General features: G+C 72.6%; 18 protein-coding genes. 15 read left to right on the top strand and 3 right to left on the bottom strand.

The features are described 5' to 3' along the window. Positions 1 to 142: 142 nt before the first annotated feature. On the bottom strand, positions 143 to 2,302 hold the full coding sequence (locus OG937_14145) for a RecQ family ATP-dependent DNA helicase (protein ID WUD72758.1): 2,160 nt from the start codon (positions 2,300 to 2,302) through the stop codon (positions 143 to 145). 154 nt (positions 2,303 to 2,456) lie between these two features. Here OG937_14145 and OG937_14140 point away from each other — a divergent pair, with 154 nt between their 5' ends. Continuing rightward, positions 2,457 to 3,698, top strand: a complete 1,242-nt coding sequence (locus OG937_14140) for a DUF4192 domain-containing protein (GenBank protein ID WUD72757.1) — start codon at positions 2,457 to 2,459, stop codon at positions 3,696 to 3,698. Here the strand turns inward: OG937_14140 and OG937_14135 are convergent. Then, complete coding sequence (locus OG937_14135) at positions 3,610 to 4,920, bottom strand: alpha/beta hydrolase (GenBank protein WUD72756.1); 1,311 nt, start codon at positions 4,918 to 4,920, stop codon at positions 3,610 to 3,612. The genes OG937_14140 and OG937_14135 overlap by 89 nt on opposite strands. A 132-nt stretch (positions 4,921 to 5,052) precedes the next feature. Here OG937_14135 and OG937_14130 point away from each other — a divergent pair, with 132 nt between their 5' ends. The 6 genes from OG937_14130 (at position 5,053) to OG937_14105 (ending at position 13,426) form a co-directional block, all read left to right on the top strand. Beyond that, positions 5,053 to 7,032 (top strand): glycogen debranching protein, encoded by a 1,980-nt coding sequence (locus tag OG937_14130; GenBank protein ID WUD72755.1) that lies wholly within the window; start codon positions 5,053 to 5,055, stop codon positions 7,030 to 7,032. A gap of 120 nt (positions 7,033 to 7,152) precedes the next feature. Beyond that, positions 7,153 to 7,869: an NUDIX hydrolase gene (locus OG937_14125; GenBank protein ID WUD72754.1), complete on the top strand. Its 717-nt coding sequence runs from the start codon at positions 7,153 to 7,155 to the stop codon at positions 7,867 to 7,869. Between the two features lie 29 nt (positions 7,870 to 7,898). Then, entirely contained in the window at positions 7,899 to 9,533 is a 1,635-nt protein-coding gene (locus OG937_14120; protein ID WUD72753.1) for an ABC transporter ATP-binding protein, read from the top strand. Between the two features lie 92 nt (positions 9,534 to 9,625). After that, the gene (locus tag OG937_14115; protein ID WUD72752.1) at positions 9,626 to 10,534 is read left to right on the top strand and encodes a FadR family transcriptional regulator; all 909 of its coding nucleotides are present in this window, start codon (positions 9,626 to 9,628) and stop codon (positions 10,532 to 10,534) included. 323 nt (positions 10,535 to 10,857) lie between these two features. Next, on the top strand, positions 10,858 to 12,423 hold the full coding sequence (locus OG937_14110; GenBank protein WUD72751.1) for an RNA polymerase sigma factor: 1,566 nt from the start codon (positions 10,858 to 10,860) through the stop codon (positions 12,421 to 12,423). A 142-nt stretch (positions 12,424 to 12,565) separates the two neighbouring features. Next, a complete protein-coding gene (locus OG937_14105) occupies positions 12,566 to 13,426 on the top strand; it encodes a serine protease (GenBank protein ID WUD72750.1) in 861 nt (286 codons plus the stop codon). A gap of 77 nt (positions 13,427 to 13,503) precedes the next feature. Here the strand turns inward: OG937_14105 and OG937_14100 are convergent, their stop codons facing one another. Continuing rightward, positions 13,504 to 13,734, bottom strand: a complete 231-nt coding sequence (locus tag OG937_14100) for a hypothetical protein (protein WUD72749.1) — start codon at positions 13,732 to 13,734, stop codon at positions 13,504 to 13,506. A gap of 424 nt (positions 13,735 to 14,158) precedes the next feature. Here OG937_14100 and OG937_14095 point away from each other — a divergent pair, with 424 nt between their 5' ends. From OG937_14095 to OG937_14060, 8 genes are all read left to right on the top strand, one after another. After that, positions 14,159 to 16,288 (top strand): type IIA DNA topoisomerase subunit B, encoded by a 2,130-nt coding sequence (locus tag OG937_14095; GenBank protein WUD72748.1) that lies wholly within the window; start codon positions 14,159 to 14,161, stop codon positions 16,286 to 16,288. 189 nt (positions 16,289 to 16,477) lie between these two features. Continuing rightward, entirely contained in the window at positions 16,478 to 16,927 is a 450-nt protein-coding gene (locus tag OG937_14090; protein WUD72747.1) for a DUF485 domain-containing protein, read from the top strand. Then, positions 16,924 to 18,531: a cation acetate symporter gene (locus tag OG937_14085; protein WUD72746.1), complete on the top strand. Its 1,608-nt coding sequence runs from the start codon at positions 16,924 to 16,926 to the stop codon at positions 18,529 to 18,531. Before OG937_14090 ends, OG937_14085 begins: the two co-directional genes overlap by 4 nt. A gap of 78 nt (positions 18,532 to 18,609) precedes the next feature. Next, on the top strand, positions 18,610 to 18,753 hold the full coding sequence (locus OG937_14080; GenBank protein ID WUD72745.1) for a hypothetical protein: 144 nt from the start codon (positions 18,610 to 18,612) through the stop codon (positions 18,751 to 18,753). Further along, positions 18,753 to 19,559, top strand: coding sequence for an ABC transporter permease (locus OG937_14075; GenBank protein ID WUD72744.1), 807 nt, complete (start codon positions 18,753 to 18,755; stop codon positions 19,557 to 19,559). The genes OG937_14080 and OG937_14075 overlap by 1 nt, the downstream gene beginning before the upstream one ends. A 27-nt stretch (positions 19,560 to 19,586) precedes the next feature. After that, positions 19,587 to 20,663, top strand: coding sequence for a substrate-binding domain-containing protein (locus OG937_14070; protein WUD72743.1), 1,077 nt, complete (start codon positions 19,587 to 19,589; stop codon positions 20,661 to 20,663). 24 nt (positions 20,664 to 20,687) lie between these two features. Continuing rightward, positions 20,688 to 22,244: a sugar ABC transporter ATP-binding protein gene (locus OG937_14065; protein ID WUD72742.1), complete on the top strand. Its 1,557-nt coding sequence runs from the start codon at positions 20,688 to 20,690 to the stop codon at positions 22,242 to 22,244. A gap of 12 nt (positions 22,245 to 22,256) precedes the next feature. Next, positions 22,257 to 23,021, top strand: coding sequence for an SDR family oxidoreductase (locus OG937_14060; protein ID WUD72741.1), 765 nt, complete (start codon positions 22,257 to 22,259; stop codon positions 23,019 to 23,021). The last annotated feature ends 12 nt before the right edge of the window (positions 23,022 to 23,033 follow it).

Raw genomic sequence — 23,033 nt, 5'->3', positions numbered from 1 at the left:
GGGGCTCCAAGAGCCGATGCGGGGATCCAGACTCAATTGTTCCTGTCGCACACGCAGGCGGCAACGGTCATTTTGTCGACCTGTCTGTTATCTGACCCTCCGCCGCTTAGATCCCGTCTCCGTCTCACATGGTGACTACCGGTCAGCCCTGCAAGGCCAGGACCAGCGGAAACACCGCCGTAACACCGGATCGGCGCAACAGCCGCGCGGCGACGGCCACGGTCCACCCCGTATCGGTGAAGTCGTCGACCAGCAGAACCGGTCCCGCGGCCGCGGCGAGGGCGTCGGAGAGGGCGGGTGGAACGGTGAACGCCCCGTGCAGCGCCCGCAGTCGCTGTGCGCTGTTGCTGCGCGGCACCCGCGAGGGCTCCAGGTCACCGCTGTGCGCCACTTCCCCGAGCAGCGGCATACGGCCGATCTCGGCGATGCGCGCACCGAGCGACGCGATGAGCTGCGGCCGGGTGTGCGAGGCGACGGTGACGACGCCGACCGGCCGCTGCGGGGCGTCGGGCTCGCCGCTCGCCCAGCCGCCCGGGCCCTTCGCCCAGTCCGCGAGCACCTGCACCACGGCCTGCGCCACGTCGTCCGGAACGGGGCCGTCCGTCGCGTTCTCGGCGAACAGCGGGCGGAGCCGGTTGCCCCAGCCGATGTCGGAGAGCCGTCCCAGTGCCCTTCCGGTCGCGGCCTGTTCGCCCGGCGGGATCTTCCCCTTGAGGTCGATGCCGATCGCGGGCAGACCCGTCGGCCACATCCGGCGGGGCTCGACCTCGACCCCCGGGCGCCCGAGGGCGGCCCGTGCCGCCTCCAGGGCCTCGCGGGAGACCTCCGCGGTGAACCGGGGCCCGGCGCAGTTGTCGCAGCGGCCGCAGGGGGCGGCCTCCTCGTCGTCGAGCTGACGGCGCAGGTACTCCATGCGGCACACCGAGGTCGTGGCGTACTCGCGCATCGCCTGCTGCTCGGTCTTGCGCTGCCGGTCGACCCACGCGTACCGCTCGGTGTCGTACGTCCAGGGCAGGCCCGTGGCCGTCCAGCCGCCGCGCACCCGGTGCACCGCGCCGTCCACGTCGAGGACCTTGAGCATGGTCTCCAGACGGTTGCGGCGCAGGTCCACCCGGGTCTCGAGCGCGGGCACCGACATCGGGCCCCCGGAGGCGGCCAGCGTCTCCAGGGTGCGCCGCACCTGTTCCTCACGGGGGAAGGCGAGCGAGGCGAAGTAACGCCAGATCGCCTCGTCCTCCGGCCCGGGGAGCAGCAGCACCTCCGCGTGGTCCACACCGCGTCCGGCACGTCCGACCTGCTGGTAGTAGGCGATGGGGGAGGAGGGCGAGCCCAGGTGCACCACGAAGCCCAGGTCCGGCTTGTCGAAGCCCATGCCGAGCGCCGAGGTGGCGATCAGCGCCTTGACCTCGTTGTTCAGCAGCGCGGACTCGGCGGCCCGGCGGTCGGCGTCCTCGGTGCGCCCCGAGTAGGCGGCGACCCGGTGACCGCGCTGCCGGAGGAAGGCCGTGACCTCCTCCGCGGCCGCCACGGTCAGGGTGTAGACGATGCCCGAGCCCGGGAGGTCGCCGACGTGGTCGGCGAGCCAGGCGAGCCGGTGGGCGGCGTCGGGCATGCGCAGCACCCCGAGCGACAGGCTCTCGCGGTCCAGCGGCCCGCGCAGCACGAGGGCACCTTCGTGGTCGCCGGTACCCAACTGCTCGGCGACGTCGGCCGTCACGCGTGCGTTGGCGGTGGCCGTCGTGGCCAGCACCGGAACGCCCGGAGTGAGATCGGCGAGCATCGTCCGCAGCCGGCGGTAGTCGGGCCGGAAGTCATGGCCCCAGTCGGAGATGCAGTGGGCCTCGTCGACCACGAGCAGGCCGGTGGTGGAGGCCAGCTTGGGCAGCACCTGGTCCCGGAAATCGGGGTTGTTGAGCCGCTCCGGGCTCACCAGCAGGACGTCGATCTCCCCTGCGGCGACCTCGGCCTGCACCGTGTCCCATTCCTCGGGGTTGGCCGAGTTGATCGTGCGGGCGCGGATCCCGGCCCGGTCGGCGGCCTCGATCTGGTTCCGCATCAGCGCCAGCAGCGGGGAGACGATCACCGTGGGACCGCTGCCCCGCTCGCGGAGCAGCGCGGTGGCCACGAAGTACACGGCCGACTTGCCCCAGCCCGTGCGCTGGACCACCAGGGCGCGGCGGCCGTGCGCGACCAGCGCCTCGACGGCACGCCACTGGTCCTCGCGCAGGCGGGCGGTGCCCGTCGGGTCCCCGACGAGCCGGCTGAGGATCGTGTCGGCGGCGGTGCGCAGTGCGGTGGTCATGCCCCCATGCAACCCGATGGCACCGACACCGCGCCAACCGTGGGGAGGTAGCCTGTGGACAACCCGCCCCGGATAATTGCGATGATATGCGCGAGTTATCCACAGGTTTTGGAGGGGTCTGGCGGAGATCCACGGCGTACGGGACCTTCGGATCATGACTCAGCACACCGAATCCCCCCGTCCCTCGGACGACCCGAAGGTCACGCTGCGCAGCCCGGCCGAACTCGCCGCCGCGCTCCCCTACCTGTGCGGCTTCCACCCCGACGACAGCATTCTGATGATCGCCCTGCACGGCGAGCACGGCCGTTTCGGCGGCCGGGCCCGGCTCGGCATCCCGCGGGACGCCGCCGAGTGGCCCGGCGCCGCCCAGCAGTTGGCGGAGTGCCTCGTGAACGGCAGCGAGCAGCGCGGCGCGCGGCCGGACGCGATCGTGCTCTTCCTCGTCCAGGAGCCCGCTCCCGGCGAGGACCCCCACCAGGTCATGGAACGGCTGCGTCCGCTGGCGCAGCGGCTGCGGATCGCCTGCGGCACGCTCGACATCCCCGTCGTCGAGGCGCTGTGCGTCTCCGCCGGCCGCTGGTGGTCGTACTGCTGCCCGGACACGGAGCGGTTCCCGCGTGAGGGCATCGGGATCACGCGGTCCGGCGATTCCGTGATGGCCGCGGCGGCCGCCTACGCGGGCCTGCGGATCAGCGGCTCCCTCAAGGAGATGGAGGAGCGCCTGACCCCGCCGCCGCCCGGCGCACCGGCCTCCACGGCCCGTGGGGACGCCCTGGACGCGGCGGCCGCCGCACTCGTCCCCCGCATGCTGGAGCGCGACGACTCCGAAGCGGTGCGGCGCAGCACCCTGCGGCTGCTGCGGGAGGCGCTCGAGCGCTTCCGGGCCGCCACCCCGGTGGGGGACGGAGCGGAGGCCGACCGCGGCGACGACGCGCTGCTGGACGACGACGAGGCCGCCACGATGATTCTCGGCCTGCAGGACCGCACCACCCGCGACGAGGCCGCCGAGTGGATGGACCCGCCGCACACCGACCCTGCGGTACGCCTGTGGCGGGCGCTCGCCCGGCGCTGCGTCGAGCCTTACCACGAGCACGCCGCCGCGCCCCTGACCCTCGCCGGCTGGGTGGCCTGGTCCGCCGGGGACGAGGCGGCGGCGCGCGTGGCCTTCGGCCGCGCCCTGCACCTCGCCCCCGACTACACCTTCGCCCGGCTGCTCCACGCCGCCGTCAACAACGGCCTCTCACCGGAGCCGCTCCGCCGCTACCTGCGGCGGCAGAGCATCGCACGGGCCCGCCGGGCAGCGCTCCTCACAGCTCGCCGTGGGCCAGCCGGATCAGCCGGTCGAGGACCCGGCCGCCGCTCACCCGGAGCCCGTCGTGCTCGTACTCGTCGGTGACCCAGGTGCGCAGGCCGCGGACCGAGCGTGCGGTGGCCAGCGAGTCGGCCGTGTCCACGTACATGTCGTCGTGATAGACGGCCGCCGCCACCGGCACCTCGTTCCGCGCCAGCTGATCCGGGTCGTACAGGTCGGGCCACTCCTCGTGCTGCGCGAGGTGGTGCGCCGTCTCGCGCAGCGGCGCCAGTGCCGGGTCCGTGGCGAACATCCAGGGGTAGATCATCTCGCCGGTCAGCAGCACCGGCGCGTCGTCCGCCAGCGGCTTGTCGACGTCGAACTGCGGGAACTCGGCCCGGACCGACTCGGCGGCCCAGCCGGTGGCCCGCGGCGAGACCGAACGCTGGCCGTAGATCGACTCGTGCAGCACCGCGTAGAGCGGATTGCCCGCGAACGACAGGTGGCCCTGGACCTCGGCGAGGAAGGAGTCGGAGAGCTGGAGGCCGGATCCTGCGGTCACGAAGGCGTCCTCGAGCAGGTAGTGCAGCGTGTGCGAGCCGGTGCCCGTGCCGAGCAGCATCCCGGTGGTCTGGAAGGCCTCCGCGGTCAGCAGTCCGCCGCCCGGGAGCCTGACCTCGCGCTCGCGCAGGTGCCGCACGATCGCGCGGACCGTCTCGACGTCCTCCGGGTAACGCGCGTAGTGCGCCGCGGCCTTCCGCTCCACACGGGGGTAGGCGGCCCGGTAGACGTCCTCGGCCGTGCTGCGCAGGCCGGCCAGCCCGCCGGTCACGAAGGCCTCGCGGACGCCCTCGGGGGCGAAGGACAGGTAGGTGAGCGTGCAGAAGCCGCCGTAACTCTGGCCGAGCAGGCTCCACTGGCCGTCCTCGCCGAGCAGCTCACGGCGGATCAGCTCGCAGTCGCGGACGATCGAGTCGGCCCGGAAGTGCTCCAGATAACGGGCCTGGGCCGAGGCGTCCCCGCGCAGCGGCAGGGTCTGCCGGTTCGCCGGGGTGGAACGGCCGGTGCCCCGCTGGTCGAGCAGCAGCACCCGGTAGTCGTCCAGCGCCCGGGTGAGCCAGCCGTCGCGGCCCAGCGGCCGCGGCGACCGGCCGCCCGGCCCGCCCTGCAGGAACAGCAGCCAGGGCAGCGGATCTCGTTCCTTCCCGGCGGCCACGACCTCCCGTGCGTACACCTCGATCCGTTCACCGCCGGGGTCCGCGTGGTCGAGCGGCACCTGGAAGGCGTGGTCGGTGATGACGGTTCCCGGCTGACGGTAGACGGCCATGGCTCTCTTTCCGGTGATACGGACGGCTTCCCGATCAGGAACGGTAGACGGCGCGTGACCCGAGTGCCCACACGGCCGTTCTCGTGGGTAGTGGCGGCAGCGCCCGAGCGACCGATTCGACGAGGAGGTGGCATGAGCCCGCAGCCGGTCAACCGGCCGCCCCGGCAGGACCGGGGGCCGCAGCCGGTGCACGACGCCGTGATGTGCGTCGCGGCCCCGGCCCTCGCGGTCTCGCCGGAGCACGGACAACTGGACGGAAGCGGCCTCGCCGGCTTCTACCAGGGCGGCCGCCGGGTCCTGGCCCGCTGCGAGCTGCGCATCGCAGGGGCGCCACCGGTCCCCGTGCAGGGCGGGCTCGTCACGGCGGGGCGGGCGCGGTTCACCTCCGTCGCCCGCGTTCCCGGCGACACCGCACCCGACCCGGCCCTCACCGTCGAGAGGCTCCGCACGGCCGGGGGCACCGAGCGCATCACGGTCCACAACACCGGTTCCCGCGCCCTGCGCATCCCGTTCGAGGTGGCCCTGGCGACCGACCTCGCCGAGCTGGCGGCGATCGCCGCCGGATCCTCCGGGCCTGAGCTGCAGCCCAGCGTCTGCGACGCGGGGCTGCTGTGGTCGGCGGAGGGCCTGCGGGCCCGGGTGACCGCCGTGCCGGCACCCGAGAGCGCCATGGCCTCCGCCGGGCTGCTGTGCTGGGAGCTGGCGCTGCCCGCGGGGGCGTCCCGCACGATCGAGCTGCGCGTGACGCTGGAGCCCGCGGCGGCCGGCGTGAACGGCGGATCCGCCCCGGCGGTCCCCGTGCCCTGGTCGGCCCCGGAGATCCGCGGCGCCGACGGCCGGGCGGAGACGCTGCTGCGCGCCGCCCTCGACGACCTGCGGGCGCTGCTGCTGCGCGACCCGGGGCACCCGCTGGACGTCCATGTGGCGGCGGGCGCCCCGTGGCGGCTCGGTCCCGCCCCGGCCGACGCCCTGTGGGCGGCCCGCATGCTGCTGCCGCTCGGCACCCGCCTGGCGGCCGGCACCCTGCGGGCGTTCGCCCGCCGCCAGGACCCGGAGACCGGCGGCCTGCCCGGGCCGCTGCGCCATGCCGGCCCGCATCTGCCGCCCACCTGTTCCGGAGTGGAGGCGGGGCTGCTCTTCGTCACGCTGCTCGCCGAGGCACGCCGGTGGGGACTTCCGGAGCGGGACACCGAACAGTTGCTGCCGGCCGCCGAGCGCAGTCTGTGGTGGCTTCGGTCCGTCGCGGGTGAGGGCGGATACGTCCCCGACCCCGCGCCGGGCGGTCCGCTGCGCTGCGATGTGCAGGCGCACGCCCACCGGGCCATGCTGCACGGCGCCGATCTGCTGCAGGCCCACGGACGCCCGGGCGCTGAGGAGTGGCGGGAGCGTGCCGAGGTGCTGCGCCGGAGGTTCCGGGAGGACTTCTGGCTTGACGACCCGGCCGGCGGGAGCCCGGCCGCCGCGCTCACCCCTGACCGCAGACCCGTGCCCCACCTGGGCTCGGCAGCCGCCCATCTGCTCGACACCGGTCTGCTGGGCGGTTGCGAGCTCGCCCCCGGTCTGCTGGACAAGGTGCAGACGGAACAGCTCGCCCGCCTCCTGGCGGCTCCGGAGCTCGACTCGGGGTGGGGGCTGCGCACCCTGTCCGCCAAGGCCCCCGGCTACAACCCCTTCGGCCACCGCGGCGGAGCGGTACGCGTCCACGAGACGGCCGTCGCGGTCGCCGGGCTGGCGGCCGCCGGCCACGAGCGAGAGGCCTCGGCGCTTCTCCTGGGCGTGCTGGACGCAGCCGGTGCCTTCGGCCACCGGCTGCCCGAGATGTACGCGGGGGAGCAGCGTGACGACTCCCGCCGTCCCGCCCCGCACCCGACGGCCTCGCGGCCCGCCGCGGTGGCCGCGGCCGGGGCCGTCCACATGCTGATGGCCCTCGCCGGGATCCGCCCCGACGCCCCCGAACGCATGGTGGCCCTACGCCCTCTGGTCACCGCCCCGCTCGGCGACCTCGGGCTCGCCGGGCTGCGGGTGGCCGAGGAGCCCTTCGCGCTGCGGATCGGCGTGTCCGGTACGGCCGTGATCGAGGAGGCGGCTCCCGGACTCCAGCTCGGTGCCTGAACCCGCCGGCGGCACCGGACGCCGGACCTGCGCCGTGACGTCGAACAACAGGCCGAAAGCGGGTCGCGTCATCCCGCCAACCTGCTGTTTATCGTCAGGCAGACGACTATGATCGCGGGCATGGCGCCCTACGACCCGTCAGCTTTCCCGCCCTTCGCCGTCACTGTCGATCTCGTCGTGCTCACAGTGCGCAGCCACGCCCTGTGCGCCCTCGCGGTCCGCCGCGGTGAACCGCCCTACCAGGGCCGGTGGGCGCTGCCCGGCGGCTTCGTACGCGGCGACGAGGACCTGTCCGGGGCGGCCGCCCGCGAACTGGAGGAGGAGACCGGACTGCGCGCGGGCAGCGGGGTCCACCTCGAGCAGCTGGCCACCTACGGCGATCCCAAGCGCGACCCGCGCATGCGCGTGGTGAGCGTCGCCCACCTCGTGCTCGCCCCGGACCTGCCCGCGCCCCGCGCCGGGGGTGACGCCCGCAGCGCCCGGTGGGCACCGGTCGAGGAACTGCTGCGCAACGGCGAGGACGGTGCCCTCGCCTTCGACCACGCGCGCATCCTGGCCGACGGCGTGGAGCGCGCCCGCTCCAAGCTGGAGTACTCGGCTCTGGCCACCGCCTTCTGCCCGCCCGAGTTCACCGTCGGCGAGCTGCGCCGGGTCTACGAGGCGGTGTGGGGCGTCGCCCTGGACCCGCGCAACTTCCACCGCAAGGTGACGGGGACGGTCGGCTTCCTCGTCCCCAGCGGCGGCACCACGACCCGTCAGGGCGGCCGCCCCGCGCAGTTGTTCCGCGCGGGTGGTGCGACCATCCTCAATCCGCCTATGTTGCGACCAGAGGTGTAAATTCCGGGCCATTTGCGCGTTATGGTGCAATGGTGATCCAGGCCATCGGATTGACCAGCGCGTCCCGGGGCGAAGAGCCCCCCGCCGTCGACGACCTCAGCTTCGACGCCCGTCCCGGCGAGATCACCGTCCTGCTCGGCGACGGCGGCGCCGGCAAGTCCACCGTCCTGCGGCTGATGCTCGAACTCGAACCGGGCCGCGGCATCACGCTGTTCGGCGGGCGCCCCCTGCACCGCCACACCCATCCGGCCAACGCGGTGGGCGTGCTGCTCGGTGAGGTCCCCGGCCACCCCTCCCGGACCGCGCGCGGCCACCTGCGCATGCTCGCAGCCGCGGCCGGGGCCCCCGCCGAACGCGCCGACCAGGTCCTGGAGATCGTGGGCCTGCGCGAAACGGCCGGACGGCGCCTGTCGACCTTCTCTCTCGGGATGGACCGCCGCCTGGGCGTGGCCGCGGCGCTCCTCGGAGACCCTCCCGCGCTGCTCCTGGACGATCCCGCCCAAGGGCTCTCCCCGCACGACACCGCCTGGTTGTACGGCCTGCTCAAGGCGTACGCGGCGCGCGGCGGCGCCGTCGTGGTCACCTGCGCCGACCCCAAGGCGGCGGGCCGGCTCGGCGACCGCGTCGTCACCCTCGACAAGGGCCGGCTCGTCGCCGACCAGTCCGCCCACGAGTTCGGCCGCCGCCGGCTGCGTCCGTACGTGGCCGTCCACTCGCCCCAGGCCGAACGCCTGGGCCTGCTGCTGACCGACGACGGGACCGAGATCACCCACGAGAGCGGCAGCCGCATCCGCGTGCACGGCGCGACCACCGCTCAGGTCGGCGAAACCGCCTTCCGCAACGGCATCCTGCTGCACCGCCTCGCGGACGAGGTCGCCGACACCGGTGTTCCGGAGGGTCCTCACGGCGACCGCGACCGGCCCGCCGTGCCCCTGGCGGCCGCGCGCGCCGCGGTGCCGCCCGCCGGTCCCGCCCGGCCCGTCCGCTACGAACTGCGCCGCCTCACCGGCGTCCGCGGCCCCTGGCTCGTCGCGCTGGTCTCCGTCCTGGCCTCGGGACTGGCCACCCTGGCGCTGCTGCGCACCGGGCACGACGCCTTCTCCCTGCGCCTGCTGACCGGCTGGTCGCACTCCCTGCCCCTGCCGCCCGCCGCATTGGGCGGCGGGCTCCTCGGCGCCCTCGCCTACGGCCAGGAGTTCCGCTATCCCGCGCTGGCGCCCGCGCACGCGCCCGTGCCCCGTCAACTCCGTCTGCTGCTCGCCAAACTCGTCGTCAACGGGTCGGCGGCGGTGCTGATCGCCCTCCTGGGGACGGGGCTCGGCCTGGTCGCGATGCGCCTAGAGTTCGGGGCGGGCGGACTGCCCGCGCCGTTCGCGCTGGCCTCCGCCACGGCGGCCTCGGTCGCCCTCGCGCTCGTCTGCTGCTGGGCCGGGGTGCTGGCGGCCGGGGTGTTCCGCACCACCGCGCTCGGGCTGGCCGGTGTCCTCGCGGTTCCGCTGCTGGTGGCGCCGGTGGTGAGGCGGGCGGCGTCCGCCCCGGCGATCGACGTGGTCCGCATGGCGACCCAACCGGTGCGCTATTCCTTCGTTTTGTCGCTCCTCGCTCTCTTGTGTGCCTATGCGGCAACGGTCTTGCGCCGGAGAAACCCCATTTCCTTCCGATAAAGCGTCAATTATCAGGTGATGAGTGCTCACCCTTTCGTGTGCTTTTCAGGAAAGCCCTCAAGGCCTCCCGCGCCATCGCCGACAAATGATGCGTGAGTACCCTTGCGCACACCATGATGACCGCGGCCCGCCCCGCCGACCCGAGTCTCGGCGGCGGGGACATCGACCGCTATCCGTACGCCGACGCCCCCGTCGGCCTCGACCGCCCCGGTCCCGCACCCTCCTGGGACGGTGGCGACACCGACATGGGCCGGGTCGGCCGCCGCGCCGCCGGGAGCCGTGGCCGCGGGCTGCACGGCCAACTCGTCCAGCAACTCGGCCAGATGATCGTCTCCGGCGATCTCGGGGCCGACCGCCCGCTCGTCCCCGAGGAGATCGGCCAGCGTTTCGAGGTCTCCCGTACCGTCGTCCGCGAGTCGCTGCGGGTGCTGGAGGCCAAGGGCCTCGTCAGCGCCCGGCCCAACGTCGGCACCCGGGTCCGCCCGGTCAGCGACTGGAACCTGCTCGACCCCGACATCATCGAATGGCGGGCCTTCGGCCCGCAGCGCGACGACCAGCGTCGGGAGCTGTTCGAACTGCGCTGGACGATCGAGCCCCTCGCCGCGCGCCTCGCGGCGGGTCACGGCCGGGAGGACGTCCAGCAGCGCCTCGTCGACATGACCGACATCATGTCCCACGCCGTGGGGCAGGGTGACGGCCTCACCTTCTCCCGGGCGGACGCCGAGTTCCACGCCCTGCTGCTGCAGGTCGCGGGCAACCGGATGCTGGAGCACCTCTCCGGCATCGTCTCCTCCGCCCTGCAGGTCTCCGGCGGCCCCGTCACCGGCTGCGAGCGCCCCGGTGAACACTCGGTGGCCCTGCACACGCGGGTCGTCGAGGCGCTGGCCGCCTCCGACGGTGCCGAGGCGGAGACCGCCATGCGCCAGCTGCTCGCCGCCCACCCCGACCCGGGTGCCGGCGGGTCGACGGACCACGTCGTGCCCGCCCCCCGGGAGCACTGACCGCTCCCGCGCAGCACGAGACGGCACCGACTTCCGCCGCCGGCCCACGCCCTCCGGGCCCGGCGGCGGAGCCGTCCGCCATGTTTGACGCCCGCATCCGACCGGGCATGGTCGTGGCGTGCACGGGGAGTGTCCCGCTATCGACGGTTTGGTGCCGATCCGGGGTGTGACCCGGCCCACGTACGGCCGGGCGTAACGCTCTCGGCGGCAGCGCGATGAGCTTAGAGGTGGCGGCCGTGCGAGGAATATCCGCGACGAACATGACGCTGAGTTGCTGAGCGGTTCCCACCGTAGTCGTTTTCCATCGTTCCGAGAGGTTGTTCGTGTCGGCCAGCACATCCCGTACGCTCCCGCCGGAGATCGCCGAGTCCGAGTCTCTGATGGCGCTCATCGAGCGGGGTAAGGCTCAGGGTCAGATCGCCGGCGACGACGTGCGCCGAGCCTTCGAAGCGGACCAGATCCCGGCAACCCAGTGGAAGAACGTTCTGCGCAGCCTCAACCAGGTCCTCGACGAGGAGGGTGTGACGCTGATGGTGAGTGCCGCCGAGGCGCCCAAGCGCACCCGTAAGAGCGTCGCAGCCAAGAGCCCGGCGAAGCGTACTGCCACCAAGACCGTCGCCACCAAGGCCGCCCCGGTCAAGAAGACCGTCGCTGCCAAGACCACCGCGGCCCCCGCCCCCACCATGGCGGCGGAGCCCGTGGCGGAGCCGGAGGACGATGCCGTGGCATCCGCGAAGAAGGCCGTCGCCAAGAAGACTGCGGCGAAGAAGACCACCGCGACCGCCAAGAAGACCGCGGCGAAGAAGACCACCGCGACCAAGACCAAGAAGGACGACGAGCTCGTCGAGGGCGAGGAGCTCATCGAGGACGCCGCCCCCGGCAAGGACGAGGACGTCCCCGCCGAGGCCGAGGCGGAGAGCTTCGTCCTGTCCGACGAGGACGAGGACGACGCGCCCGCGCAGCAGGTTGCCGCGGCCGGCGCCACCGCCGACCCGGTGAAGGACTACCTCAAGCAGATCGGCAAGGTCCCGCTGCTCAACGCCGAGCAGGAGGTGGAGCTCGCCAAGCGCATCGAGGCCGGTCTGTTCGCCGAGGACAAGCTGGCCCAGGCCGACAAGCTCGCCCCGAAGCTCAAGCGTGAGCTGGAGATCATCGCCGAGGACGGCCGCTGGGCCAAGAACCACCTCCTGGAGGCCAACCTCCGTCTGGTGGTCTCGCTGGCCAAGCGTTACACCGGCCGCGGCATGCTCTTCCTGGACCTGATCCAGGAGGGCAACCTCGGTCTGATCCGTGCGGTCGAGAAGTTCGACTACACCAAGGGCTTCAAGTTCTCGACGTACGCGACCTGGTGGATCCGCCAGGCGATCACCCGCGCGATGGCCGACCAGGCCCGCACCATCCGCATCCCGGTGCACATGGTCGAGGTCATCAACAAGCTGGCCCGCGTCCAGCGCCAGATGCTCCAGGACCTGGGCCGCGAGCCCACCCCGGAGGAGCTGGCCAAGGAACTCGACATGACCCCGGAGAAGGTCATCGAGGTCCAGAAGTACGGCCGCGAGCCCATCTCGCTGCACACCCCGCTCGGCGAGGACGGCGACAGCGAGTTCGGTGACCTCATCGAGGACTCCGAGGCCGTCGTGCCGGCCGACGCGGTCAGCTTCACGCTGCTGCAGGAGCAGCTGCACTCGGTGCTCGACACGCTCAGTGAGCGCGAGGCGGGCGTGGTCTCCATGCGCTTCGGCCTCACCGACGGCCAGCCGAAGACGCTGGACGAGATCGGCAAGGTGTACGGGGTCACCCGTGAGCGCATCCGCCAGATCGAGTCCAAGACCATGTCCAAGCTGCGTCATCCCTCGCGTTCCCAGGTGCTCCGCGACTACCTGGACTGATCCGGCAGGACGCCCGGACGGGCCCGCGACCGCCACGGCGGCCGCGGGCCCGTCGGCTTTTCCGGACAGTTCTCCGGATGCGGCTCCCGTTCCGTCACGTCACTGTGGGTGTTCTGGGCATTCCGGAGGGTGAGGAGAATGCATGCGTTCCTCGGTCAGCACGCTGATCGGCGGGCTCATAGCCGGGTCCGCGCTCGCGCTGTCGCTACCGGCTTCCGCCACCGCCGCGGCGGTGGAGTACGCCCCCCGCGCCCCGGGCGCCGACAACGGTGTCATAGGCGGCACGCCGGTCACCACGGAGCAGCACCCGTGGGCGGTGGTCCTGTCGAGCCGGTCCCGCTACGGAACGGGTCGCTCGGGGCAGTTCTGCGGCGGAGCGCTCGTCGGGCCGACCACGGTGGTCAGCGCCGCGCACTGCTTCAGTCCTACCGCACTGGGCGGGGACTGGGGCCAGGTGCCCGACCTGCGCATCATCGCGGGGCGGACGGACCTCGCCGGTTCCGACGGCCGGGAGGTGGCGGTCCGCAACGTCTGGGTCAACCCCGCGTACGACCCCACGACCAACAGCGGCGACGTGGCGGTCGTCACGACCGCGGAGCCGTTCCCCGCGGGAAGCGCGATACGCATGGCGGCGCCGGGGGACGTGACCTCCTACGAGGCGGGCACGCCGGCGCAGGTCTTCGGCTGGGGGGACACCGCGGGCCTGGGGACCTACTCGAACGTCCTGATGGCGGCGAACGTCTCGGTGCTCGCCGACTCGGTCTGTGAGCAGGCCTATCCGGGCAGTACCGAAGGCAAGTACCAGAAGAGCGGCATGGTCTGCGCCGGCGACCTGGCCGGCGGGCACGACTCGTGCCAGGGGGACAGCGGCGGTCCGCTGGTGGCGGAGGGGCGGCTGATAGGGCTGGTGTCCTGGGGCGCGGGATGCGCCCAGGCGGGGCATCCCGGTGTGTACACCCGGGTCTCGGCGGTGGCGGGACTGGTCGGCCAGCACTCTTCGTGACGTGCGGCGGACAAGCCGACGGGCGGCCTCCCGCAAGGGGGGCCGCCCGTCGTGAGAGCTCGTCGCAGTGCTACGCGTCAGCGTTCGTCTTCGGCCGCGACGGCCGGGGTGGCGGTGAGCCGACCGGTCTCGTCCTGTATCTCCGTAGCGATCTTCTTCAATTCGGGCTCGAACTTACGCCCGTGGTGCGCGCAGAAGAGCAGCTCGCCGCCACTGATGAGTACGACGCGCAGGTAGGCCTGGGCGCCGCAACGGTCGCAGCGGTCCGCCGCCGTCAGCGGGCTCGCGGGGGTCAGAACTGTAGTCACGTCGCCTCTTCTCTAGCTCGACGAGCTGTCGTACCAGGGTCAACATCCAACCAGGCCCAAACTGTTCCCGCTCAGGTCTTTTCCTTGGAAACTGTCGTTGTAGCGGCCGGATGCTACCGATTGGCGGCGAAAGATCCTCTGGCGTCTTATCTGTCGGCTTCGGGTCGATCTGGCAGATCTGGTCAGATTGTTCGGTTGTGTCCCCCCGGCCCGGAAGCCGGTTGTTGAGGAGGACGTGCCCCGAGCCTAAATGGTTCATGCCTCCAGGGGAACGTGACATGTGTATCACTCAAACGAGGGATCGAACGTACCTTCGAAAAAGGGCTAGCATGATGCCCGTACCGGGTCGCGGCGAAACGGCCGTGCGTGACCTCGGTACCCTCTCACCGATACGGGCTGAAGAACTTCATGAGGAGACGTTCGCGTGACCGCCGAAACATCCGTGCCGTCCACCGCGTTGCTGACCGGTGCAGATCGTGACGGCTCCAACTACACCGCGCGACACCTGCTCGTGCTCGAGGGCCTCGAAGCGGTCCGCAAGCGCCCCGGCATGTACATCGGTTCCACCGACAGCCGCGGCCTCATGCACTGCCTGTGGGAGATCATCGACAACTCGGTGGACGAGGCCCTGGGCGGCCACTGCGACCACATCGAGGTCGTCCTCCACGGCGACGCCTCCGTCGAGGTGCGGGACAACGGCCGCGGCATCCCCGTCGACGTCGAGCCCAAGACCGGTCTGTCCGGCGTCGAGGTCGTCATGACCAAGCTGCACGCCGGCGGCAAGTTCGGCGGCGGCTCCTACGCCGCCTCCGGCGGTCTGCACGGTGTCGGCGCCTCCGTCGTCAACGCGCTCTCCGCCCGGCTGGACGTCGAGGTCGACCGCGGCGGCCACACGCACGCGATCAGCTTCCGCCGCGGCGTCCCCGGCAGCTTCGCCAAGGTCGGCCCCGAGGCGGCCTTCGAGCCGGGCAACGGGCTGGACAAGGTCAAGAAGGTGCCGCGGGCCCGCACCGGCACCCGCGTCCGCTACTGGGCGGATCGTCAGATCTTCCTCAAGGACGCCAAGCTCTCCCTGGACACGCTCCACCAGCGCGCCCGCCAGACCGCGTTCCTGGTCCCCGGGCTCACGATCGTCGTCCGCGACGAGCGCCCCGACAACGGCTCGGAGGACGGGAAGCCGGTCGAGGACACCTTCCACTTCGACGGCGGCATCAGCGAGTTCGCCGAGTACCTCACCCCGGACAAGCCGATCTGCGACGTGCTGCGGCTGACCGGCAGCGGCACCTTCAAGGAGACCGTCCCGGTCCTCGACGACCTCGGCCACATGACCCCGACCGAGGTCACCCGCGAGCTCGGCGTCGACGTCGCCCTGCGCTGGGGCACCGGCTACGACAGCACGCTGCGCTCCTTCGTGAACATCATCGCCACCCCCAAGGGCGGCACCCATGTGCGCGGTTTCGAGGGCGCCGTCACCAGGACGTTCAACGAGGTCCTGCGCGCCACCAAGCTGCTGCGCGTCGCCGAGGACGACATCGTCAAGGACGACGCCCTGGAGGGCATGACGGCGGTCGTCACGGTCCGGCTCGCCGAGCCGCAGTTCGAGGGCCAGACCAAGGAGGTGCTGGGCACCTCGGCGGCCAACCGCATCGTGGCCAACGTGGTGTCCCGCGAGCTCAAGGCGTTCCTCACCTCCACCAAGCGGGACGACAAGCAGCAGGCCCGCGCCGTCCTGGAGAAGGCCGTCGCCGCGGCCCGCACCCGGATCGCCGCCCGGCAGCACAAGGACGCGCAGCGCCGGAAGACCGCGCTGGAGTCCTCGTCGCTGCCGGCCAAGCTGGCCGACTGCCGCAGCGACGACGTGGACCGCAGCGAACTCTTCATCGTCGAGGGTGACTCGGCCCTGGGCACGGCCAAGCTCGCGCGCAACTCCGAGTTCCAGGCGCTGCTCCCGATCCGGGGCAAGATCCTCAACGTCCAGAAGTCCTCGGTCACGGACATGCTGAAGAACGCCGAGTGCGGCGCCATCATCCAGGTCATAGGAGCAGGCTCGGGCCGCACCTTCGACATCGACCAGGCCCGCTACGGCAAGATCATCATGATGACGGACGCCGACGTCGACGGCAGCCACATCCGCTGCCTGCTGCTGACGCTCTTCCAGCGCTACATGCGGCCCATGGTCGAGGCCGGCCGGGTCTTCGCCGCCGTGCCGCCCCTGCACCGGGTCGAGCTGACCAACCCCCGCAAGGGCCAGGACAAGTACGTCTACACGTACTCCGACCGGGAGCTGCGCGAGACGCTGCTGGAGTTCGAGCGCAAGGGCATCCGCTACAAGGACTCCATCCAGCGCTACAAGGGTCTCGGCGAGATGGACGCCGACCAGCTGGCCGAGACCACGATGGACCCGCGCCACCGCACCCTGCGCCGGATCAACATCAGCGACCTGGAAGGCGCGGAGCTCGCCTTCGACCTGCTGATGGGCAACGAGGTCGCGCCGCGCCGCGAGTTCATCGCCAACTCCGCCGCCACGCTCGACCGTTCGCGGATCGACGCCTGACGGACCGGTTCCCCGTGCCGGCGCCCTCCGCGGTCACCCACCCGTGGAGGGCGCCGGAGCTTCCCCACCCCCAGGAGTGGGGCACCATCACCCGATGAGGTGAAGGTTTCTGCTTGGAGGCTCCCGGATCTTCCCGCAATGTCCATGCTTGGGCGCACGGCCGATCGGCCCGTGAGGCGAGGAGAGTTCGTGAAAGATCACGACCGGGCGGAAACCGGAGGGCTGTGGGTGGACGACCCCTGGTACGACGTCCTGGCCGCGGGGGAGTGGGAGGGCCCCGAGCCACCGCCGGTCTCCCTCCCGTCGCAGGCCCGCCCGGCCGACGCGCACGCCCGGGTGTACCGCGAGGTGCAGGCCAGCGGCCCCTTCCAGGAGGTGCGTTCCCGGTACCGGCGGTTCGTCTTCCCGGCAGCCGCCGCCTTCCTCGCCTGGTACCTGCTCTACCTCGTCCTGGCGACGGCCGCGCCGCGGCTGATGGCCCGGCCGCTGGTCGGCGAGTTCAACGTGGCCATGGTCCTGGGCCTCGCCCAGTTCGCCACGACCTTCCTCCTGACCTGGGCCTACGCCCGGCACGCCCGGCTGCGCCGGGACCGGGCCGCCCTCGACCTGCGCTGGGACACCCAGGAGCGGATGCGGTGACCGGCAACCACCAGGGCCTGGCGCTGGTCCTCTTCACCGTCTTCGTCTCCGTCACCCTGGCGATCACGGCCTGGGCCGGCCGACGGCGCAGCTCGTCCGTGGAGTTCTTCGCCGGCGGCCGTCTCTTCTCCCCGCTGGAGAACGGATTCGCCATCGCCGGCGACTACATGTCCGCCGCCTCCTTCCTCGGCATCTCGGGGCTCATCGCGCTCTTCGGCTACGACGGCATGCTCTACTCCGTCGGCTTCCTCGTCGCCTGGCTGTTCGTGCTGCTGCTCGTCGCCGAACTGGTCCGCAACTGCGGCCGCTACACCCTCGCCGACGTCCTCACCGCCCGTATGCGCCAGCGCCCGGTCCGGATCGCCGCGGGCACCTCCGCGGTCACCGTCTCCGTGCTCTACCTGGTCGCGCAGATGGTCGGCGCCGGGAGCCTGGTCTCCCTCCTGCTCGGCGGTCAGGGATCGGCCGCCCGCACCTGGACCGTCATCGGCGTCGGCGCGCTCATGGTCTTCTACGTCGCCTTCGGCGGCATGCGCGCCACGACCTGGATCCAGATCGTCAAGACCGTGCTCCTCATGGGCGGCACGATCACCCTCACCGTCCTGGTCCTCCTTCGCTTCCACGGCGACCTCGGAGCGCTGCTGCGCTCGGCCGCCGACGGCAGCGGCCAGGGCCGGGAGTTCCTCGCCCCCGGAAGGCTGTACGGGCAGAGCTGGACCGACCGGCTGGACTTCATCAGCCTCGGCCTCGCCCTCGTCCTGGGCACCGCCGGGCTGCCGCACATCCTCTCGCGCTTCTACACCGTGCCCACGGCCCGCTCGGCGCGGCGTTCCGTGGTCTGGGCGATCGGGCTCATCGGCGGCTTCTACCTGATGACGATCGTGCTGGGCTTCGGCGCGGCGGCGCTGGTCGGCTCGAACACCGTGCGCGCGTCCAACGCCGCCGGGAACACGGCGGTGCCGCTGCTCGCCCTCGACCTGGGCGGGGGAGCGGGCTCCACCGGTGGAACGGTTCTCTTCGCGGTCGTCGGGGCGGTCGCGTTCGCCACGATCCTGGCCGTCGTCGCCGGTATCACGCTCGCCTCGTCCGCCTCGGTCGCCCACGACCTCCACGCGACGCTGCGCCGTCGAAGGACCGCACCGGGCGGCAGGCGCCGGGAGAACCAGGACGTGCGGGTGGCCCGGGTGGCCGCCGTCTGCATCGGTGGGGTGGCCATCGCGCTGAGCCTGTTCGCGCAGGGCCAGAACGTGGCCTTCCTGGTGGGGCTCGCGTTCGCGGTGGCCGCGTCCGCCAACCTGCCCGCGCTGCTGTACACGCTGTTCTGGCGGAGGTTCACGACCCGCGGCACGGTGTGGGCGATCTACGGGGGTCTCGTCCCGGCGGTCGTGCTGGTGGTGCTGTCCCCGGTGGTGTCGGGCAGCCCGCAGTCGCTGTTCCCGGGCGTGGACTTCCAGTACTTCCCGCTGGAGAACCCGGGCCTGGTGTCCATCCCGCTGGGCTTCGCGGCGGGCTGGCTGGGCACGGTCCTGTCCCGCGAGCGCGCCGACGAGGACAAGTTCGCCGAGGTCGAGGTCCGTTCGCTCACCGGGGCCGGAGCGGTGTGACACCCGTTCCGCCTGGCGGAACGCTCTGATTGCCGCGGGCCCGCGGCGCCTCCACGCTGTGCGGCATGCCATCGAGCCGTGTGCGTTTGGCTGCTGCGCGACGAGACGGGCGTGGCAGCGGTACTGGTCCTGCTGGTGCTCGTCGTGGGCATCGCCGAGCCCGACTTCCTGACGCGGTCCAACCTGACCGGGACCGCCCACAACGCCTGCTACGTGGGCTGATGGCGGCCGGCATGGTCTTCGCCCTCGCCATGCGCGAGGTCGACCTGTCGGTCGGCGGGGTCTACGCGCTCGGCGTGACCGTCGGCGCGGTCTGCATCCGCGACGGCTGGTCCCCCTGGGCGGCGGCCGCAGCGGTGCTGGTGCTGTCGGCGCTGCTCGGGGCGGGCAACGCGATCGTGGCGACGTACGTGGGGCTGCCGACGTTCATCGTCACCCTCGCCACCGCCATGCTCTTCCGCGGCATCGGCCTCGCCCTGGCCGACGGCAGGCAGATCAGCGCGATGCCGCAGGACCACGCCTTCTTCCAGGTCGTGGGCGGTGACGTCGGCGGCCTGCCGACCGCCGTGTGGGTGCTGCTCGCCACGACGGCGGCGCTCAGCGTGCTGCTCACCCGCACCCGCTTCGGGGCACAGGTCAGGGCGGTCGGTTCCAACCCGGACGCGGCGCTGTTCACCGGGCTGCCGATCGTACGGACGCGGATCAAGGCCATGGCGCTGTCCGCGTCGACGGCCGGTCTTGCGGCCGTCCTGGCCCTGGCCTTCTTCATCTCCGGGGACCCGACCATCGGCCAGGGGTACGAGCTGAGCGCGATCGCCGCGGCGATCATCGGCGGCACCCCGCTCGCGGGCGGCCGCGGCTCCGTGCCGGGGGCGGTGATCGGCGCGCTGATCCTGGCCGCCGTGGCGTCCGCCCTGGTGTTCTTCGACGTACCGATCAACTGGACGACGTTCGCGACCGGAGCGGTGATCCTCGCCGCCGTCGCCGCCGACAGCGCACTGCGCCGTTTCCGCGGCCGCCACACCTGATGCCACGTCACCGCTCCGGAGGCCACCATGGCGTACTTCCCGCACCCCCGGCAGGCCCACCGTCCCACCCGGCGTTCCCTCCTCCTGGCCGGGGCGGTGGTGCCCGCCGCGGCCCTCCTGCCCGGGTGCGGCGACGACGGCGGCCGCGACGGCAAGGGCGACGGCACCCTGCACATGGGCATCGCCGTCGCCAACATCAGCCTCAACTTCGCCGCGGAGATGGTGAACGGCGCCAAGGCGGCAGCCGCGCGGGCCGGGGGCGTGGACTTCACGGCGGTCGGCCCGCCCAACACCGACGGCCCGGCCGAGGCCCAGCTGTTCCAGAACCTCACCACGACCGCGAAGGACGGCGTCGTCCTGGAGAACCTGGACCCGCCGATCTTCGTCCGCCCCGCCGCTCAGGCCGTCGACCGGGGCGTCCCGGTCGTCGCCCTCGACACCGCCCCGCTGGACGGCTCCAAGGTGACGTTCTACGTCGGCAACGACAACTACGAGATGGGCGCCAAACTCGCCGAGGAGGCCCTCAAACGCCTCCCCGCCGACCCCGCCGGCACGGTCGTCGTCGGTGTCCCCAACCCCGGCACGCCCGTCCTCGACAGCCGGGCCGAGGGCATCCGGGAGGCCTTCGCCGCCAAGGCCCCCGGCATCAAGGTGCTCGGCCCCTTCCAGACCTACAGCGACCCGGCCCAGAACTACGGCGCCTGGCTCGCCCAGGTGCACGCCAACCCCGGGGCCCTGGCCTTCCTCGGCGTCGGCGACGCGGACAGCTACAACCTCGGCCGGATCAAGACCAAGGAGAAGGGCGCGTACCTGGTCGCGGGCGCCGACGTGGACGTGAAGACCCTCGAGTACGTCAAGAGCGGGGCCAACTTCTGCACCGTCGACCCCGAGCACTTCCTCAAGGGCTACGTCGCCACCGCCGTCCTCATCGACACGGTCAGGAAGGGCGGCGAACTGCCCGAGGGCTGGTTCCGGATGCCCAGCCTCGTCGTCGACTCCTCCACGTCGACGGGATCATCGCGCGCCAGAAGAGCAGCGAGGCCGCCCACCGCTGGTACAAGCCGCAGATCGACGACCTGCTCGCCCACCGGGACGCGCACATGAAGCCCCTGCGGGACGAGCGCTGACATGGCCGCCGTGACCCCCGTCCTCGCCGCCGCCGACCTGGTGAAGTCCTACGGGGGCGTCACCGCCCTCGACGGGGCGGGCATCGCCCTGTCCGCCGGCGAGGTGCACGCCCTCGTCGGCGAGAACGGCGCCGGGAAGTCCACCCTCGTCCGGCTGCTGCTGGGCATCGAGCGCCCCGACGCCGGCACGGTCGAGGTGGAGGGCGCGCCGCCGCCGTACGCGGGCGCACGGCAGGCCGCGGCCGCCGGGATCGCCGTCGTCGCGCAGGAGCTCAGCCTCTTCCCCGACCTGACCGTGCTGGAGAACCTCTACCCCTACGGGCCTCCGCGCCGGGCCGGACTGGCCTCGCCCTCGCGCGCCAGGGCCGGGGCCCGCGAGGTGCTCATCGCCCTCGGCCTGGCCGACGTCCCCTGGGACACCCCGCTCGGCCGCCTCGACCTCGCCGACCGGCAGCTCGTCGAGATCAGCAGGGCCCTGCTGGGGCGCCCGCGCGTCCTCGTCCTCGACGAGCCGACCTCCGCCCTGCCCGTCGACGCCGTCGAGCGGCTCTTCGCGGTGATCCGCAGGCTCGTCGGCGGGGGCCTCGCCGTGCTCTACATCTCGCACTTCCTGGAGGAGGTGCGGCGACTGGCCGACCGGATCAGCGTCCTGCGCGACGGCCGTACGGTGATGCGCGGCGCCCCCGTCGGCGAGGTGTCGCTGGACTCCCTCGTCGCCGCGATGCTCGGCGACACCCCGCCGCCTGCCAGAGCGGCTCCCCGGCCGGCGGCCGCCGCGCCGTCGGCGGACGGGCTCGGCTTCACGCGGGTCAGTGCCGCGGGGAGCCTGCGCGAGGTCAGCTTCGAGGCGGCCGCGGGCGAGGTCACGGGCTTCACGGGTCTGCAGGGCGCGGGGCACCTCACCGTCCTCGACATCGTCTGCGGTCGCGCCCGGCCCACCGCGGGCCTGGTCACCCTCCCCGGCGGCGGACCCCCACCGCGTGACGTGCGCCGTGCCGTCGCGGCCGGGGTCGCCTTCGTGCCCGGCGACCGCAAACGGTACGGGCTCATGCTCGACCGCATGGTCTGGGAGAACACCTGCGCCGCCTCCTGGCTCGCCCGCGGCGACGGCTCGCCCTGGCTGCGCCGCTCCCGTCACGTCGCACGGGCCCTCGCCCACGCACGGCGCCTGCGGCTCCAGGGCACGCCCCACACATCGGTCGGCGCGCTCTCGGGCGGCAACCAGCAGAAGGTCGTCTTCGCCAAGTGGCTCGACATCGAGCCCTGCGTCGTCGTCCTCGACGACCCGACCCGGGGCGTGGACGTCGGCGCCCGCGCCGAGATGCACGCGATCGTCGGGGAACTCAGGGCCGCGGGCACGACCGTCCTCGTGGCCTCCACCGACCTCGCCGAACTGGCCGAAATCTGTGACCGGGTGCTGGTCCTCCACCGCGGCAGGATCGCGCGGGAGCTGTCCGGCGCGGCCCTGACCGAGCACGCACTGGGCCTCGCCATGAACGCCGGCCCCACCGGACCGGAGCCCGCCCCGGGCGGCGACCCCGGAACCACGGACGACTGACAAGGGGACCCCATGGCACCAGGACGCCTCGACGGCAAGGTCGCCCTGATCACCGGCGGCGAGAGCGGCATCGGCCTGGCCACCGCGCGGCTCTTCGTCGCCGAGGGCGCGCAGGTCCACCTGCTCGGCCTCGACGCCGCCGCACTGCGCGCCGCGGCGGCCGAGTCCGGCGCCGGCCGCCGCTCCACCGGCGTCGTCGACGTCACCGACGCCACGGCGGTGGCCGCCGCCGTCGCCGAGGGCCTCGCCCGCTTCGGCCGCCTCGACGTCGTCTTCAGCAACGCCGGGATCACCGGTGAGGTCGCGGCCGTCGAGGACTACCCGGAGGAGGTCTTCCGGCGGGTCCTCGAGGTCCACGTCGTCGGAGCCTTCCTCTTGCTCAAGCACACCCTCCCGCACCTGGGGCCCGGTGCCTCCGTGATCATCAACTCCAGCGTCGCCGGACTCACCGCAGACCCCGGCATCAGCGGCTACGCGGCGGCCAAGCACGCCCAGGTCGGGCTGATGCGCGTCGCGGCACGCGAGTGCGCCGCCCGCGGCATCCGCGTCAACACCATCCACCCGGGCCCCACCGACACCCCGTTCATGCGGCGCATCGAGACCGCCGCAACCGGGCAGCCTTCCGAGCACGCGGCCAGGGCGTTCGACGCGATGATCCCCCTCGGCCGGCACGCGGCACCCGAGGAGATCGCCCGCACCGTGCTCCACCTCGCGGGCGACGACGCGAGCTTCACCACCGGAGCCACCGTCGCGGTCGACGGCGGCATGAGCGTATGAGAGGCGTCCCCG

The organism is Streptomyces sp. NBC_00510 (assembly GCA_036013505.1).
Lineage (GTDB): Bacteria > Actinomycetota > Actinomycetes > Streptomycetales > Streptomycetaceae > Actinacidiphila.
Note: the sequence above shows the minus strand (reverse complement) of the source record. Positions and strands in the feature narration are given on the sequence as shown.